Source organism: uncultured Porphyromonas sp. (assembly GCF_900541275.1).
Taxonomy (GTDB): domain Bacteria; phylum Bacteroidota; class Bacteroidia; order Bacteroidales; family Porphyromonadaceae; genus Porphyromonas_A.
Map to the genome: position 1 here is coordinate 269,992 of NZ_UQJH01000001.1, position 16,613 is coordinate 286,604.

Annotated in this window: 13 protein-coding genes; 5 read left to right on the forward strand and 8 right to left on the reverse strand. The window is 54.0% G+C overall.

Going from position 1 to position 16,613, the window contains the following annotated elements; translation table 11 throughout:
- Positions 1 to 17 precede the first annotated feature (17 nt).
- Positions 18 to 1,901: an amidophosphoribosyltransferase gene (locus QZR17_RS01105; RefSeq protein ID WP_297126560.1), complete on the reverse strand. Its 1,884-nt coding sequence runs from the start codon at positions 1,899 to 1,901 to the stop codon at positions 18 to 20.
- A gap of 421 nt (positions 1,902 to 2,322) precedes the next feature.
- Between QZR17_RS01105 and alaS the strand changes: the two genes are divergently transcribed.
- The 5 genes from alaS (at position 2,323) to fmt (ending at position 9,398) form a co-directional block, all read left to right on the forward strand.
- Positions 2,323 to 4,959, forward strand: coding sequence for an alanine--tRNA ligase (gene alaS / locus QZR17_RS01110; RefSeq protein ID WP_297126563.1), 2,637 nt, complete (start codon positions 2,323 to 2,325; stop codon positions 4,957 to 4,959).
- A 5-nt stretch (positions 4,960 to 4,964) separates the two neighbouring features.
- The gene (locus QZR17_RS01115; protein WP_296158854.1) at positions 4,965 to 6,005 is read left to right on the forward strand and encodes a 3-dehydroquinate synthase family protein; all 1,041 of its coding nucleotides are present in this window, start codon (positions 4,965 to 4,967) and stop codon (positions 6,003 to 6,005) included.
- Between the two features lie 2 nt (positions 6,006 to 6,007).
- Complete coding sequence (locus QZR17_RS01120) at positions 6,008 to 6,613, forward strand: L-threonylcarbamoyladenylate synthase (RefSeq protein ID WP_297126566.1); 606 nt, start codon at positions 6,008 to 6,010, stop codon at positions 6,611 to 6,613.
- A 75-nt stretch (positions 6,614 to 6,688) separates the two neighbouring features.
- The gene (locus tag QZR17_RS01125; protein ID WP_297126569.1) at positions 6,689 to 8,413 is read left to right on the forward strand and encodes a chloride channel protein; all 1,725 of its coding nucleotides are present in this window, start codon (positions 6,689 to 6,691) and stop codon (positions 8,411 to 8,413) included.
- 4 nt (positions 8,414 to 8,417) lie between these two features.
- Positions 8,418 to 9,398, forward strand: a complete 981-nt coding sequence (gene fmt / locus QZR17_RS01130) for a methionyl-tRNA formyltransferase (protein ID WP_297126572.1) — start codon at positions 8,418 to 8,420, stop codon at positions 9,396 to 9,398.
- A 66-nt stretch (positions 9,399 to 9,464) separates the two neighbouring features.
- On the opposite strand, the gene QZR17_RS01135 is transcribed toward fmt, so the two are convergent.
- The 7 genes from QZR17_RS01135 to QZR17_RS01165 all read right to left on the reverse strand — a co-directional run bounded on the left by QZR17_RS01135 (position 9,465) and on the right by QZR17_RS01165 (position 16,608).
- On the reverse strand, positions 9,465 to 9,884 hold the full coding sequence (locus QZR17_RS01135; RefSeq protein WP_070464379.1) for a DUF5606 domain-containing protein: 420 nt from the start codon (positions 9,882 to 9,884) through the stop codon (positions 9,465 to 9,467).
- Positions 9,885 to 9,886: 2 nt separating this feature from the next.
- Complete coding sequence (locus QZR17_RS01140; protein WP_296164589.1) at positions 9,887 to 10,486, reverse strand: dephospho-CoA kinase; 600 nt, start codon at positions 10,484 to 10,486, stop codon at positions 9,887 to 9,889.
- Between the two features lies 1 nt (position 10,487).
- On the reverse strand, positions 10,488 to 11,549 hold the full coding sequence (locus QZR17_RS01145) for a hypothetical protein (protein ID WP_296164588.1): 1,062 nt from the start codon (positions 11,547 to 11,549) through the stop codon (positions 10,488 to 10,490).
- Between the two features lie 30 nt (positions 11,550 to 11,579).
- Entirely contained in the window at positions 11,580 to 11,906 is a 327-nt protein-coding gene (gene yajC, locus QZR17_RS01150; RefSeq protein WP_297126577.1) for a preprotein translocase subunit YajC, read from the reverse strand.
- Positions 11,907 to 11,941: 35 nt separating this feature from the next.
- Positions 11,942 to 12,865, reverse strand: coding sequence for a transcription antitermination protein NusB (locus tag QZR17_RS01155; protein ID WP_297126580.1), 924 nt, complete (start codon positions 12,863 to 12,865; stop codon positions 11,942 to 11,944).
- A gap of 238 nt (positions 12,866 to 13,103) precedes the next feature.
- The gene (locus tag QZR17_RS01160; RefSeq protein WP_297126584.1) at positions 13,104 to 15,473 is read right to left on the reverse strand and encodes a hypothetical protein; all 2,370 of its coding nucleotides are present in this window, start codon (positions 15,471 to 15,473) and stop codon (positions 13,104 to 13,106) included.
- A gap of 1 nt (position 15,474) precedes the next feature.
- Entirely contained in the window at positions 15,475 to 16,608 is a 1,134-nt protein-coding gene (locus tag QZR17_RS01165; RefSeq protein WP_297126586.1) for an LptF/LptG family permease, read from the reverse strand.
- Positions 16,609 to 16,613 lie beyond the last annotated feature (5 nt).

The following is a 16,613-nucleotide window of genomic DNA, read 5'->3' on the forward strand; positions in this document are numbered from 1 at the left end:
ATGGTTTCGTGTATCTCTTATTTTCTGTAGTCCTCTTCGTAATAGTCGAGGAAGGCTTGATTAACTAAGCGCATACCGCCCGGTGTCGGGTAGTCTCCGGTAAAATACCAGTCCCCCGGATTATCCGGGATCGCCTTGTGGAGACCCTCGATGCTCTGGAAGACAATCTCTATCGGGCAAGTGACCTCGGCGGGTCTCATCAGCTTAATCATCTGCTGATTGAGCTCCTCGACAGTGAAGGGCTCGTAGATCTCCTTAACAAAATTGGTCCGTCGTACCTCCTCGCTCCCCATAAGGGACTTAATCCTCTCATAGAGCTCGGTGATCCGATCCTCCATACCCCGCTCCTTAAGGAGTGATATGGCGGCGCGGAAAGCGACAAACTCATCCATCCGGCTCATAGCGATACCATACCAGTCGGGGTAGCGTATCTGGGGAGCCGAGCTGACGATCACCATCTTACGCGGACCGAGTCGATTGAGGATGCGGATGACACTCTCCTTGAGAGTCGTACCCCGGACGATGCTGTCATCAATCACGACGAGATTGTCTTCACCCCTGCGTATAGACCCGTAGGTGACATCGTACACGTGAGCCGCCAGCTCATTGCGTGATGCCCCCTCGGTGATGAAGGTCCGCATCTTGATGTCCTTGATCGCCACTTTCTCCGAGCGTATACGCTTCCGGAGTATGTCGTGGATCCTCTCCGAGCTCCTATTCTCCGGCATCTCCAGCAGCTCTTGCTTCCGCCGGTCGAGGTAGTCCTCGAGTCCCTGAAGCATCCCTTGGTAAGCCACCTCTGCCGTATTGGGGATAAAGGAGAAGACGGTATTGTCTAAGTCGTAATCCACCTTCTTGAGGATCTCCGGAACCACATAGCTGCCGAGAGCCTTTCGCTCATGGTAGATATCAATGTCACTTCCGCGGGAGAAGTAGATCCGCTCAAAGGAGCACGCCTTATTTTCCTCCGGCTCAAGCACCTGCTCCAGATGAACTTTTTCCCCACTCCGGTCGATAGCAATGGCTTGCCCTCTCTGGAGCTGATGCACCTTGTCGAAGGTAAGGTTGAGTGTCGTCTGGATCACCGGTCGCTCAGAGGCGACCACGAAGATCTCGTCATCGTAGTAGTAGTAGGCAGGACGGATGCCCCAGGGGTCACGAAACGCGTACATCTCGCCACTACCGGTCATGCCACAGAGGACGTATCCCCCGTCAAACATTGGTCCACACTCCCTGAGAGGCTGCAGAGCATCGATATGATCCTCAATATCCTCCGTGATGTCCATCCCCTCGAGCCCCTTCGCCTTACTATCCGCATAGCGCCGCTCCACCTCACGATCGAGACGATGGCCGAGGAGCTCCATCAGCACTCGCGTATCGGAGGTGTCACGAGGATGCTGTCCGCGGGCGGTAATGTACTTGAATATATCCTTGACAGTGGTGAGATTAAAATTCCCACACATAGCGAGCGTCTTAGCCCGCCAGTTATTACGTCTCAGCGCCGGCTGGAGATACTGCAAGCCGGACTTCCCAGTCGTGGAATAGCGGAGATGCCCCATATAGCACTCACCAATATAGGGAGCCGACTCAGCATAGAAGCGGTCGTCAGCCTCTTCCTCAGCGATGACCTCATCAATGGAGTGATGGATGGTATTGAAGATCTCAGCAATGGCGCCTGAGCCGAGGGCACGCTCTCTGTATAGGTACTCTGTACCTACAGGAGCCTGAAGCTTGACACAGGCGACACCAGCCCCATCCTGTCCACGATTGTGCTGCTTCTCCATCATCAGGTAGAGCTTATTGAGACCATAGCGTCTGGTGCCATATTTTTCCCAATAATACTCGAGAGGCTTTCGAAGTCGGATGAGTACCACTCCACACTCGTGCTTTAGTTGCTCCATACCTATATATGTGAGGCGCTTGATTATTTTAGACTACTGATTACGCTGCAAAGGTAGAGAAAATAATGCCATTGTGCTGGTTTAATGCCTCTATTCCCCAAAGTCTAGCACCTGAGTTTGCACACCTAAGAACCGGCAGCAATTTTCACATGTAAACCTTTAGGGATGGGAGTGGATCCACCCAATGTTGAGAGCAATCCGAGACCAAGGAAATCCATATCACTTTTTGTAAGAATTCAGCTCATTCTTTCAGGGCTTATGAAGGACTTATTATTAGGAAAATGAACGCTCTTATGGTCTGCAGTCCTAGGACGTGTGTCGTGCATTTCTTTGCATCCATTTTCATTAGTACCTTTGTGAGATAGAAACTAATGACCCCAATGTAAAGAACGGGGTCTCACCGATACACTTCTTAGTAGATATGAAAACGGTTAATGAAATCCGTCAGATGTACCTTGACTTCTTTGCAGAGCGAGGACATCATATCGTTCCCTCCGCTCCGATGGTCCTGCAGGGGGATCCGACCCTTATGTTTACCAATGCGGGGATGAACCAATTCAAGGACATCATTCTCGGGAATGCACCGAGGAAGTATCCGCGAGTAACCGACTCTCAGAAGTGCTTGCGCGTGAGCGGTAAGCACAACGACCTCTCCGCTGTGGGACACGACACCTATCACCACACTATGTTTGAGATGCTGGGTAACTGGTCCTTCGGTGATTACTTCAAGCAAGAGATCATCCCTTGGGCGTGGGAACTACTGACGGAGGTGTACCAGCTTCCTAAAGATCGGCTCTATGTCACCATCTTTGAGGGAGCGCCTCAGGAGGGTCTGGAGCGGGACCAGGAGGCATATGATGCTTGGGCAAAGCTACTACCTGAGAAGAGGATCCTCAATGGGGACAAGCACGACAACTTCTGGGAGATGGGCGAGACCGGTCCCTGCGGTCCCTGCTCAGAGATCCACATCGACCTGCGTAGCGAGGAAGAGATCGCTCGCATACCCGGCAGGGACCTCGTCAATCAGGACGACCCACTCGTGATCGAGATCTGGAATCTCGTCTTCATGCAGTACAATCGTATGGCAGATGGTCACCTCGAGGCTCTTCCCCACCACGTCATCGATACCGGTATGGGACTGGAGCGCCTCTGTATGGCTATGCAGGGGAAGAAGTCCAATTACGACACCGATGTCTTCCAGCCTCTAATCGGCAAGGTGGCAGAGATCTCCGGTGTGGCCTACGGCTCGTCGGAGAAAACCGATGTGGCTATGCGCGTGATCGCTGACCACATAAGGGCGATAGCCTTTGCCATTACTGACGGGCAGCTGCCCTCAAGTACAAGAGCGGGCTACGTCATCCGTAGGATCCTCAGGCGTGCGGTTCGGTACGGCTACACTTTCCTCAATCTTAAGGAGCCCTTTATGTACCGCCTCATCCCCACCCTCGTGGAGAGCATGGGTGGACACTACACCGAGCTGGTGGCTCAGCAAGAGCTGATCACCCGTGTGACGAAGCAGGAGGAGAGCGCCTTCCTTAGGACCCTCTCCACTGGTATCGAGATGCTCCAGTCTCATATCGATGAGTCGAAGAAGAAGGGAGAGAAGACGCTACCCGGCGAGATCATCTTCGAGCTCTACGACACTTATGGCTTCCCTGCAGACCTCACGGAGCTAATCCTCGAGGAGCAGGGTATGGAGGCCGACCTAAAGGGCTTCGACAGCGAGATGGCGAAGCAGAAAGAGCGCGCCCGTAAGGCTCAGCACACCGAGACCGGCGACTGGCAGTGGATCGGTGACCAGGAGACAGAGACCACCTTCGTCGGCTACGAGATGCACGAGGCGCAGACTCGGATTGTCCGCTACCGCCAAGTGACTCAGAATGGGAAGAAGAGCTATCAGGTGGTCCTCGAGACGACTCCCTTCTACGCTGAGATGGGCGGTCAGGTGGGCGACACCGGTACTCTCATCGGGGAGGTGGATCAGGAGAGGATCAAGGTCCTCGACACGATCCAGGAGAATAACCTGCCGATGCTTCTCGTGGATAAGCTGCCTTCCGATCCCCATCAGGATTTTCTTGCCTCCATTGACAGCGAGCGTAGGTATAATATTGAGCGCAACCACACTGCCACCCACCTACTGGACCATGCACTGAGGACACTCTTCGGGGACACGACGGAGCAGAAGGGCTCCCTCGTGAGCGATCGTGTACTCCGGTACGACTTCGCCCACTTTGAGAAGCTGACGAAGGAGGAGATCCGAGAGGTGGAGCGGATGGTCAATGAGGCGATCCAAGCAGACTACAAGCGGATTGAGCATCGCGATGTGCCGATCTCTAAGGCAAAGGAGATGGGAGCCATTGCCCTCTTCGGAGAGAAATACGGGGAGTACGTCCGGGTAATGCAATTCGGCGACAGTATCGAGCTCTGTGGTGGCTGCCACGCCCCGTCGACCGGGGTACTGGGGAGCTTCCACATCACCCAGGAGACCTCCGTGGCAGCTGGAGTACGTCGTATCTTTGCTGTCACCGGCCCCGCTGCCCTCGACTATGTGCATGAGCTGGAGGACACGATCGAGAGCGTGAAGAGCTACTTCGGTGGGGGCAATCTGATCTCGGCCATCAAGAAGGTGCTGGAGGAGAATCACACCCTCTCTGCTGAGGTGAAGCAGGCCTACGATCGGGAGAAGGGGAGCCTGATCAGTCGTCTGCGGGAGCACTACGAGCTGGTGGACGGCGTGAAGGTAATCCGCCCCGACGTGGCAATCCCGTCTGCTCTTGCGAAGGACATTGCCTTTGGGCTCAAGCAGGTGCTGGATGGCGACTATGTCTTCGTGAGCGGGTCCAAGGATGAGGGCAAGGCACTCCTTACTGTGCTGATCAGTGATGGCCTCGTGAAGAAGGGATACAACGCCGGTAAGTTGGTCAAGGCTGCCGGTCAATTTATCCAAGGAGGTGGCGGTGGTCAGCCCTCCCTTGCTACAGCGGGCGGGAAGAGACCTGAGGGACTGCCTGAAGCGGTTGACTTTGTCCTAGAAGAACTGGGACTTAAGAAGAAGTAAATGCGATGGAGTCTCCGCTCCACCATACACTCTTCGACAGCCTTGAGGAGCTTAGCACCCGGCTTCGGTCACTGACGTCAGGTCGTCGAGCGATCTGGGTAACCGAGAGCAATTGTGCCGACCTTTGCCTTGATCGGATCGGGATAGCGCCTGCTGACATTGAGCTTCCTCCCGGAGAGGAAGCGAAGACGACCGAGCAACTGCTCCGACTATGGAGTGGACTTACAGACCTGGGTGCGACCCGAGGAGACCTAATGATAGCAATCGGAGGCGGAGCGCTGCTGGATGTGGCGGGACTCTCCGCTGCGACCTACAAGCGGGGGATGGGGCTGGTCTATGTCCCGACCACCCTGCTGGCAGATGTGGATGCCTCTATTGGCGGTAAGACGGCGATAGACTTTGAGGGCGTGAAGAATGGCATCGGGACCTTTTACACTCCCGAGGAGGTACTGATAGCGCCAGCTTTTCTCTCCACACTACCTGAGCTGGAGTTGCTCTCCGGTTGGGGCGAGATCCTAAAGTATTCCTTGCTGGCGGGCTTCTCCGTGAATGATGACTTGTTGGGGACAGCTGAGGTAGCCCCTTCGCTCATCCGACGCTGTATAGACTACAAGACAGAGGTGGTCGCCTCGGACCCGCTGGACAAGGGTGGCAGACGACAGTTCCTCAACCTCGGACACACCCTCGGGCATGCTTTGGAGGCGCTTCATCTAAGCAAAGGCGAGCCGGTGCCTCATGGCATTGCCGTGGCTGCTGGTCTGGTGATGGAGGGGTACCTATCGCTCCGTAGGGAGCGGCTGCCCCAGAATGAGCTGATGCAGCTGGCGAGAGTTGTGCGAGACCACTTCACTCCCGTCTCCGTCCTCTGTACAGAGTACGAGCAGATCCACACCCTTGCCCGTCAGGACAAGAAGCTCCGCTCAGCTGAGGATGGGGTGCCGGTGGTGATGCTGGATGGCATCGGTAAGCCTGCGCCCGCAGAGCTTTTTACACCAAAGGAGCTAGATGAGGCGATCGACTTTTACAGAGACTTTATGCAGATATAGATATGAAGAAGAGAATAGACGAAGAGCAAGAAGAAATGCCCCGCTGGGATCTGGAGGACCTGAGTGAGGCAGTCGCCACGCTGAAGCGCGGTGGTCTGATCCTTTACCCCACAGACACCATCTGGGGCATTGGTTGCGATGCGACAAATGCTGAGGCGGTGAGCCGTATCTTTGCCCTCAAGCAGAGAGATGATGCTAAGGCACTCCTCTCTATCGTGTCAAGCGATGGGATGCTGGCACAAGTGGTCCGGACCATCCCAGACATTGCCTACGATATGATGGATACGGCGACGAAGCCTCTGACGATCATCTATCCCGATGCTGTTGGTCTCGCTCCTAACCTCCTCGCTGAGGATGGCAGCGCCGGTATCCGAGTGGTGGGAGATCCCTTCTGTAAGAAAATGTGTGAGCGACTTGGCGGACCCATCGTAAGTACCTCGGCAAATATCTCTGGCGAGCCATCGCCTACTGCCTTCGCGGATATCAGTGACGAAGTGCGGAATGGTGTGGACTATGTCGTGAGGTATCGCCAGGAGGAGCAGACGAAGCATGTAGCCTCCAACATCATCAAGCTGGGGCTGAGAGGCGAGGTAAAGGTGATCCGGTAAATGCAGGCGACAGAGGTAAAGTCACGACCAAGCAAGCCATTCTCCGACTGGCTCCATAAGCATCTCCCTGGGGGTATGCCGGTAACAGCATTGGCGTTGCTTACCGGTGTCGCTTGTGCGCTCGTCTCAGCTCTGCTGAAGTGGTTTGTCAGCACGATACAGCACTTTGTGATCGGGCTGAATACCCATACCGACCTTTATCTCTCCTACCTCATCACACCCGTGGTGGGGATCTTCCTCTGTGGCCTCTTCGTGAAGTACATCGTCAGAGACAATATCTCACATGGGATCACGAGAGTGCTCTATGCGATTAGCCGACGTCAGAGTAGACTGAAGCCCCACAACACTTGGACCTCTGTCGTTGCCTCGTCTATCACCATCGGGCTGGGAGGCTCTGTGGGAGCTGAGGCACCGATCGTGCTTACCGGGGCCGCCATAGGGAGCAATATAGGTCGGCTCTTCCATCTGGAGCACAGAAACCTTATGCTCCTCGTGGGGTGCGGTGCTGCTGGAGCGATTGCGGGGATCTTCAAGGCTCCGATCACAGGGCTACTATTTGTCATCGAGGTGTTGATGATGGACTTCACCCTCACCAGCGTGATGCCTCTGATGATCTCATCCGTGACAGCAGCGACGGTTAGCTACCTGATCTTCGGTATGGGTGCCCTCTTCCCGGTGATGGCGGAGGAGGCATTTACCCTCAACAGACTACCATACGTGGTTCTGCTCGGGCTCTGTTGCGGTGGTCTGTCACTCTACTTCACCCGTTGCTCCTCCTGGCTGGAGCGTAAGCTTGGCGGTATCAGTACCTGGAGCGTCCGCTTTGTGATTGCGTCTCTGATCCTGAGTAGCCTCATCTTCCTCCTCCCACCTCTCTATGGGGAGGGGTACGACATCATCTCGATGCTGATGAGCGATCATCCGGAGAGTATCTTGGAGGGGTCACTGCTGGAGAATGTCTCCGACCCATCTCATCGGAGCTTTATCCTCTTCCTCCTAGCAGCTATGCTGCTGAAGATCTTCGCCACAGTGGCTACCAATTCCGGTGGCGGGTGCGGGGGAACCTTTGCCCCTACCCTCTTTGTGGGTGCTTTCCTTGGCTTCTTCTTCTCCTACCTATGCGGTGAGCTCGGCATAGAGACCTACCTTCCCCACCAAAACTTCACCCTCATGGGGATGGCGGGACTGATGGCGGGCGTGATGCATGCTCCGCTAACCGGGACCTTCCTCATTGCGGAGCTCTCAGGGCAGTACAATCTCTTCCTCCCACTCTTGGTGGTGTCGCTAATCTCCTACGGCTTTATGCGGATCTTCACGAAGTACAATATCTACGCGATGCGACTGGGTGAAGAGGGGCAGCTGGTTACGCATGAGAAAGACCGAGCAGTGCTGACACTGATGGACGTGGAGGATGTGGTGGAGAAGAAATTCAAGACCTTGCATCCGGAAGAGACTCTCGGTGAGACGGTGAAGACCTTCACGGAGAGCCAACGCAATATCTTCCCGGTGCTGGACGATGACGACCACTTAGTGGGCATTGTGATGCTCGACAACATCCGAAATATCATGTTCCGCCCCGACCTATACGAGAGGCTCCGTGTGAAGAAGTTTATGGTAGAGCCAAGGATCCGAATCAAAACGAATATGCAGATGGAGGATGTGATGACCATCTTTGACGACTCCGGACTATGGAATCTCCCGGTGGAGACCCCAGAGGGTAAGTATGTCGGCTTCATCTCTAAGTCGGCTATCCTCAACGTCTATCGGAGGGTACTCAACCTCAACTTTGGTGACGAATAAGAAAATGAAAATCGTATTTTTCGGCACACCCGAATTTGCCGCATACTCTCTCCGATCGATCGTAGAGCACCATCGAGAGGTGGTTGCTGTAGTCACGATGCCCGATAAGCCCAAGGGGCGTGGCCATAAGCTCCAGCCCTCAGACGTCAAGCGTACCGCACAGGAGCTCTTGCCCGAGGTACCGATTCTCCAGCCGGAGCGGTTGCGCGACGAGGAGTTTCTAGAGCGCCTACGAGAGATTGACGCTGACCTATTTATTGTCGTCGCCTTTAGGATGCTCCCCGAGGAGGTCTGGGATATGCCCTCGCGTGGGACAATCAATCTCCACGCTGCCCTCCTGCCTAAGTACCGTGGAGCAGCACCGATCCAGTGGGCGCTGATCAATGGCGAGCGGGAGACCGGTGTCACCACATTTCTACTTGATAAGGAGATCGACACCGGGCGAGTACTTCTCCAGGAGCATGTACCGATATCAGCAGATGAGACAGGGGGGACCCTGCATGACAAACTTATGGTCGTTGGGGCAAAGGTGATTGAGGAGACGATCGACCTAATAGAGCAGTCTCGGGAGCCAAAGAAGCAGCTCGGTCGGCCACAGCCGGAGGACGTCTCTCATCTGCCGATGGCACCAAAGATATTTAAGGAGGAGCAGACCATCCGCTTCACCACGATGTCTGCAGAGGAGATCGATAGACGTGTGCGGGCTATGGCGCCCTACCCTAAGGCAGTAGCCCTATTCCATAATGAGACCTCCGATGAAGAGGTGGAGATCAAGATCTTAAGCGTGAGCCCTATCGGTGAGAGGCAGATTAGCCGTGATCTCGCACCTGGTGAGCCCCTCGAGACAGACGGCAAGAGACTATTTGTAGGCACCACTAAGGGGACCATAGAGCTACTCGAGCTACAGTGGCCTTCCAGCAAGGTGATGCCCACACGGGCTTTCCTCCTCGGCCACTCGCCTTTCCCACACGGGACTTTCCTATAGTTATACAAAAAAGCGGAGCGCTCCTGATGAGTGCTCCGCTTTTTTGTATAACGATGTAGAGGTACTTCAGTCCTCTTTCTCTTCCTCCTCTGTGAGCAGGAAGGAGTCCATACCCTTCTGTCGCAGGATCTGATACCACTTAGCCAGCTTCTTGATATCGCTCTGATGGATCCGCTCCCGATCCCAATTGGGGAGAGCTTTATCCATAAAGGTCTTGAGTGTCTCAGCACTCTCAGAGACAGTCTGTGCATCCGGGATCTCCTCTCCAAAGGTCTCGTACATCCCCTGCATCACCTCGGCTAGGGGCTTCTCCCCCTCGGTAGTGTACATAGAGATATTGCTGAGCAGGCTCATCTTTTCCCGGCCAAAGACCGGCATCCGACGTCCGGTCTCCAATTCCTCCACAGTGTAGGGCACTCGGGAGCTATTGATAAAGAGGAAAAGTCCAGGCTTGCCTGAGATAGAGACGATTTCTGATAGTTTCATATCTAACGATGATTGATTTCTGTGAGGATCCGCTCGCACTGATGGATTAGCGAGTCAGATCCATTGTTATAGATTGTGCAGTCTGCCAGACGGCTTCTGAGATCAGCTTCCTTATGTTGCAGACTATTCATAGACTTGTACTGAGTGGCACCATTGTCCCGGTCCCTGAGACGGGTTCGCATGGACCGCAAGGATTCGTCAGCAGCCACCTCGATAGAGCAGTCCACACTCTGATCCAGTCCTGAGGAGAAAAGGATCCCCGACTCCAGTACCGCATAAGGCTCCGCAGACTGTCTAAGCCAGTGGGCAAAGTCGTCCTTGACAGCCTGATGAACGATTGACTCAAGAAGTGGTCTGAGATGCTCGCTATGGAGAGCTTGTGAGAGGAGCTCCTTATTGAGCTTGCCACTCTGATCAATGGGGTCCTCATGCAGAAGTGAGGTGATCTCAGACCGGACCACGGGGTCTCTGTAGAGTGCTTTGGCGCGGGCGTCGCAGTCGTAGGTGGGAGCACCCAGGAGCAGTCCCAGCACTCTTCTCACCACACTCTTACCGGAGCCTATGCCACCACAGACGCCTATGACAAAAGGTCGCTCACTCATATCACTTCCTCTCACGGAGGATAAAGTCGAGCCGGTCAGGTACCACCTGGATCATATCTACCTGAGATGGGACCTTGTCGACGTGGAGCACTAAGGACTTTCTGTTGGCTCCATCAAATGCATCGCGAGCATCGATATAGAGCCCTGGGTCAAATAGTGTCTTCTCTCCCGCCTTGTCCTTTGGCACCAAATAGGTCACCGTGACCTGCATAGGAAGGAGAGTCAGGTCATAGCCGGATGGAAGATTGCGGATCTCGATGTCGGAAGTAGTATAGCTGTTGTAAACCAGCTCGTTGGTCTTCAGGATAACGTCGACGGAGTCGGGACGCGCATCGATACCGGATGGCGTCACTACGGCAACACGTATAGTATCACGCCCGGGGTTGTCTATCCTCAGCCCGATCGTATCCGTCGTGAGGACACCCCCAGCAGCCATAAAGTCCTTGAGATCACTCTTGACACCAAATACCCGTACCGATGAGGGGACAAGGCTGATGGTGTCAGCGAGCTTAAAATTCCGATGACCACCAAAGTCGATCTGGCTGCCAAATAGCACCTCTGCCTTACCCTCACTGAGAGGCTCGTACGAGAAGTAGATGTCCTCCGGGAAGATCGTGACGTCAGTCGCGGTATTGAGATCCATCCGTGAGATATCGTGTAGAGGCTTGCTCAGGAGTAGCCGCTTGAGGTCCGCCTCTCTCAGGCGATACTGACCGCCCTCAGGTAGCAGCTGAGTAGTATCCACAGTAGGGCGCACTCTATAGGAGGATCGACCGACCTGATTGATGGTATACCTCAGCAGAGCGCCACCCTTAGCATGGACCTTGACATAGACCACCTCAGGATACTGAGAGAGGTCTGTCATCCGGTAGTTCGTAGGGAGGATAGGCTTATCCAGCTGGACAGCAACCTCCTTGGTATAGCCTCTCGGGTCATCGATCGCTGCAACGATCCAGAAGAAGACAGAGATGAGCAGACAGATAGAGAGTGCCACCCACCGCCTATCTCGCATAAAGTAGGCGGTGAAGCGCCCCTCTCTCAGCCTGCGTCTAAGTCCTCTCATGATCGGTGACTAAGTGATACCGGTAGGGCTTTACTTTGCGTCCTTGTCCTTACCTGCCTCCTCGAGAGAGAAGATATTATTGATATCCACCTTGACCTTGACACCATCCCACACCTCGAGGGTGACCTGACCACTGGGCTTATTGATCTCGCGGATGATGCCGTACATGCCTCCGCTGGTGATCACCTTGTCGCCTGCCTTCATAGCCTCGCGTGCTTTCTGTAGCTCCTTCTGCCGCTTTGTCTGTGGGCGGATCATAAAGAAGTAGAAGATCACGATCATCAGAACGATCATGATGATGCTCATAAAGGCATTTCCCTGAGGCGCTTGAGCCTGAAGAAGTATTGCTTGTAACATATTATCCTATATATTGATTAAAAAACAGTCCGCCATTAGTCTCCAATGATCTTACCCTCTTCCTTTAGGTCTGTGAAGAGCTTAAAGAGGATGCCATTGATGAAGACATAAGAGTTTTCGGAGCTAAAGGAGTGAGCAAGATTGAGATACTCATTGATCGTCACGGTCGTGGCAATGGTGGGGAAGGCGATGGCCTCAGCCACTGCCATCTGCATAAGCAGGTAGTCCACTTCGCTCACCCGCTCGGCGTCCCAGCCCTTGAAGTACTTACTGATCTTCTCCCGGTAGGCCTCTTTATTGTCTATGGCAGCTCTCAGCAGAGTCGGACCAAACTCACCATCGCTCTTGGAGGCAAACTTAGGACGCAGTAGCTTAGAGACCTCCTTATCAGGATCCAGTCCGTTATAAAACTTGGTGACGAAAGAGAAAACCACCGGCAGATCAGCATCGGTGACAAAGGCATCTGTCGTCTCCAGAATGTCGTAGACTCTATCCGACTGCCGATACTTGGTACCATACAGATCGCGATAGAACTGGCGCGCTCCATCAAAGGTCTCCAGCTGAGAAGCGCTCACTGCCTGCTCGCCAAGTGTCTCTGAGAGCACCATCTCATGGAGCTCACTCAGATCGGGATTGTGGAAGATAGAGGTAGCCATCCGTCGCACGACGAAGTCTTGATCACCCTCGAGGTACTCCACCACAGGATTGGTCTCTAATGCCCTCAGCAGGGCGAGACGATCCGGATCAGGGGAAAACTTCCCCTCCTCGATCCCAATAAGCTTGCGAGCCAAGTCTGAGAAGTCCAGTGGTAACCCGCAGAGGTAGAGATAGACCCTATAGTCGCTCTCCATAGCAGCCTCCAGCGTCTCCTGGGCAGTCGAGATCGACATCGACTCCGTATGATAAAAATTATAGAGTACCTGTAGTACCTTGACACGAATGAGCGATCGATTGATCATTCCACTAACTTATTAGTTCCAAAATCAAGCTGGGAGATAAGCGAGACCCCTCCGATCTCTTGTCCTATCTCTTATTGAGACAAAGTTACCACTTTTCACTATTATAAGACCTTCGCTAAGATGGTCTGATCAAAAGTGTCTCGAAACTAATATCGGTATTAGCTTTCTCTAATACCGATATTAGTCAATTCTTTTACCGGTATTAGAGATCACTAATACCAGTAAAAGAAATGAGCTACTATGGATCTACATCGTAGTAATAGTGAAGGGAGCGGATGCCGGAGGACCTTACCCAGCTCTCCACAGTGCTACTCAGGAAAGTGCGGAGAGGAGACAGCGCAACCTCTAAGGGGATCAATAGTGTCACCCGGTAGCCAAATGATACGCCTCGCTTATTGACGGGCAGTGGAGTGGGACCTAAGATCTGGATATCAGGAAGCAGTCGGGACAGCTCCCTTGCCACACGCTCCGCAAACCTGCTGACCAGAGCCTGACTATTTGACTCAAGCACAATGTCCGTGATGCGACAGAAGGGAGGGAAGAGCAGCTGATGGCGCTCCTCCATCTCGTGCTCCATAAAGGTCTCGTAGTCGTCCTCTAAGAACGCATCCAGTGCGGGGGACTTGGAGAAGTACTGGATGATCAGCTTGCTCCGATCTCGCAGCTCATCCCTACAGGTGGTCAGCATCCGATAAGCTCGCTCTGCAGCCCGATGATCCGGAAGAGTAAGGAGCAGATCAAGCTGGATTACTCCCACCATAGAGACCTTGTGTAGGAGACCGATAGGGGGGTCGTAGTCCGGGCAGAGCAAAATATCTGCCCTCGGCACCCTATCTCCAGACTCCACCAAAGCGACCTGTACTCCGGTGAAGTAATGACTCACAGCCTCCTGCAGTCGATCAATGCCTGTCCCGATAGGTCTGAGAGAGGGTTGATCACAGTGAGGGCAACTCGTGGGGAGCGGTGACTTGTAGCCGCAGAGAGGACACTCCATGACCTTGGCATCTGACGAGAGCCTTAAGGCAGTGTGGCAACGGGGACAGAGGATCTGCTCGCCACAGTAACTGCACTCGATGGATCGGGCATACCCGGTACGCTGATAAAGCAGAAGTACCTTCCCTCTCATTGCTATTGTGTCCCTAATGGCGCTCACCATCAAGTCAGAGAGGAGTCGGGCCTGGACCTGATTGTCATCAAAAGCGACCCTCATACTGATAGTCTGTAGCAACACCCTATCCCCCGTTGCTTCGGGGGCTATCGTCTGGAGGGCATACTTTCCCCTCAGCACCTGAGCCATACACTCCACCGAGGGTGTAGCTGAGACAATCAAGGACTTAGCCCCGGACAGAGCAGCAAGCACCAGCACCGCATCGGAGGCGGTAAAGCGTGGCGCCGGCTCCCATTGCCTATACCCACGATGCTCACTATCTATCACCACCACCTCGCTAAGAGATCCCAGAGGGAGCCAAACTGCCGACCGGAGTCCCACAAAGAGCCCGGATCGCTGGCGCCATGCCGCTAGGTAGGATCGCTGTCGAACAGACTGAGAGACACCGCTGTGGTAGGGATAGTATGATGCCCCAAAGACCTCCTTTATCTCTCCCTCAACCTCTCTTAGCCTCTCTAGTGTAGGGAAGAGGAGCAACACCTGCCCTCTCGACTGAGTGACCTCCTCGTGGAGATGGCGTAGTGGCACTCGCTCACAAGCTCTGGAGTGAGGCATATGGAGCAGCAGGATCTGATGCCCCGTCAGGTCGGGCATTATCCCATTTCGGTATGATCCCCTGCCCGGTGTCTCACCGGAGAAGCCCTCCTCAGCACGCTCTTTCTCCTCAATGGCTCCGCACTCTCTCAGTCTCCCGACTACATACGCTGATACCCCAAGATAGTCTGAGACCTCAGCGAGAGTAGTGAAGAAGATATCGCTCCCATTTGGGTCGAATGCTAAGCGATCGAGTGCCTCAAGCACTTGGGGACTACGCTTAACCGACTTCCTCACCACTTCTAAAGTCTCGGGCTGATGGATAAGAGGACCGACGCCCCACCCTCTTTCGCTAACAGGGGCTCCGCTTCCTGCGATGCCCTTATCGTATGGGATCACACTCCCCTCCTCAGACCACAAAGAGTAGAGATCGGTATAGTCGTGAGGAAAGAGTTGCTTGAGCTCCTTCAGTGAGAAGCATGACCGCCCCAGCTCCTTTCGCACGACTTCGGCTTCGTCTCCTGTGGTACTATCCAGCAGCACATAGCGCTGTCCTCCCTCCGGTCGGAAGGGAGCCGGCAGGGCAGCCCGAAGCACATCTCCAAGGCTACACATATAGTAGGAAGCGACCCAGTTCCAAAACCTTCGCACCGACAAGGGTATGGTCGGATGGGGGAGCACCTTTCGGATACTCTTTACCTTGCCGGTCGGAAGAGGAGAGACCATACCCTGATAGCTCCAGACCACACCGGAGACGATCTTCCCTGCCCCCAGCGGTACCAGGACCACTCTGCCGAGCAATTCGTCCGGAGACGCACCATCTTCCTCACACCTATAGGTAAATATCGGTGTGCCAAGAGGGAGCCCAAGCAGCACCCCATAGTACCTGTAGGTGCCCTTTTTCATCTCACCTCGGGGCGCGCCAGTAGAGGAAGATTGCAATGGGAATAAAGATCAGGTTGGGGAGCCAAGCGGCCATAAAGGGAGACATAGCCCCGCTGATGGCGTAAGAGGCTGAGATGGTGTAGAAGAGGATGTAGGCAAAAGCCATCAGAAGTCCCAGGGCAACGTTGAGTCCGATGCCCCCCTTCACCTTACGTGCGGAGAGACAGACACCGATCAGCGTGAGGATGAATGCAGCAGGGATGCTGGCAAATCGCCTGTGATACTCGACCTGAAAGTTTTTAATATTCCCCATACCCCTCTTCTCCTGCGCCTGGATATAAGTATAGAGCTGACCGGTCGTAAGCTTTTCCCCATCCTCAGGGGAGATGAGGATATCCTGCGGGGTGATCATCAGCAGAGTATCGAGCTGGTCACCCATCGTATCCTTCTCTACCAGTCCATGAAAGTCTCTTATGTGATAGTCGTAGACAGTCCAGTGATAGACGCTGTCAGGGTGATACTCGATGCGTCGAGCGGTCAAGCGACTGCTGAGCGTATTGTCCTCAAATTGCTCGAGCGAGAAATTGTAGCCGGTATAGCTGTCTTTGTCGTAAGTGCTGAAGAAAGCGTTTACACCAGGCTGGACAGCCAGTTGGACATTGTCCCCCTGCTTCACTTCCTTATTGTACACCCACTGGTTGGTGAAGGCGATGCGTGTCCTATTGAGATAGGGGATCACCTCACTGGAGAGGATAAAAAAGCAGGCTGACAAAATGGCCGCCGCAATCATATAGGGGCGAAGGAGCCTATTAAAGCTCATCCCCGCCGATGACATCGCAATGATCTCCGACCGTGCTGCCAGCTTACTCGTCACGAAGACACACGCAATGAAGATGAATAGCGGCGCCAGCAGAATGGCAAAGTACGGGATCAGCGCAATATAGTAGACGACGATCTCACGCATCGTCAGGAGAGGATTCATAAAGTTATCCAGCTTCTCCTGCACGTCCACCACGACAATAATCGCCATAATGAGGGCGAGGGTGAAGAGGAAGGTAGAGAGGAAGCGCCAAATGATATAGCGATCGATCCTCAGGATCCCCATCCTGGACAGGAAAGAGTACCAGGCACTCCTATCACGGGTTTTGCGTCCCATATATG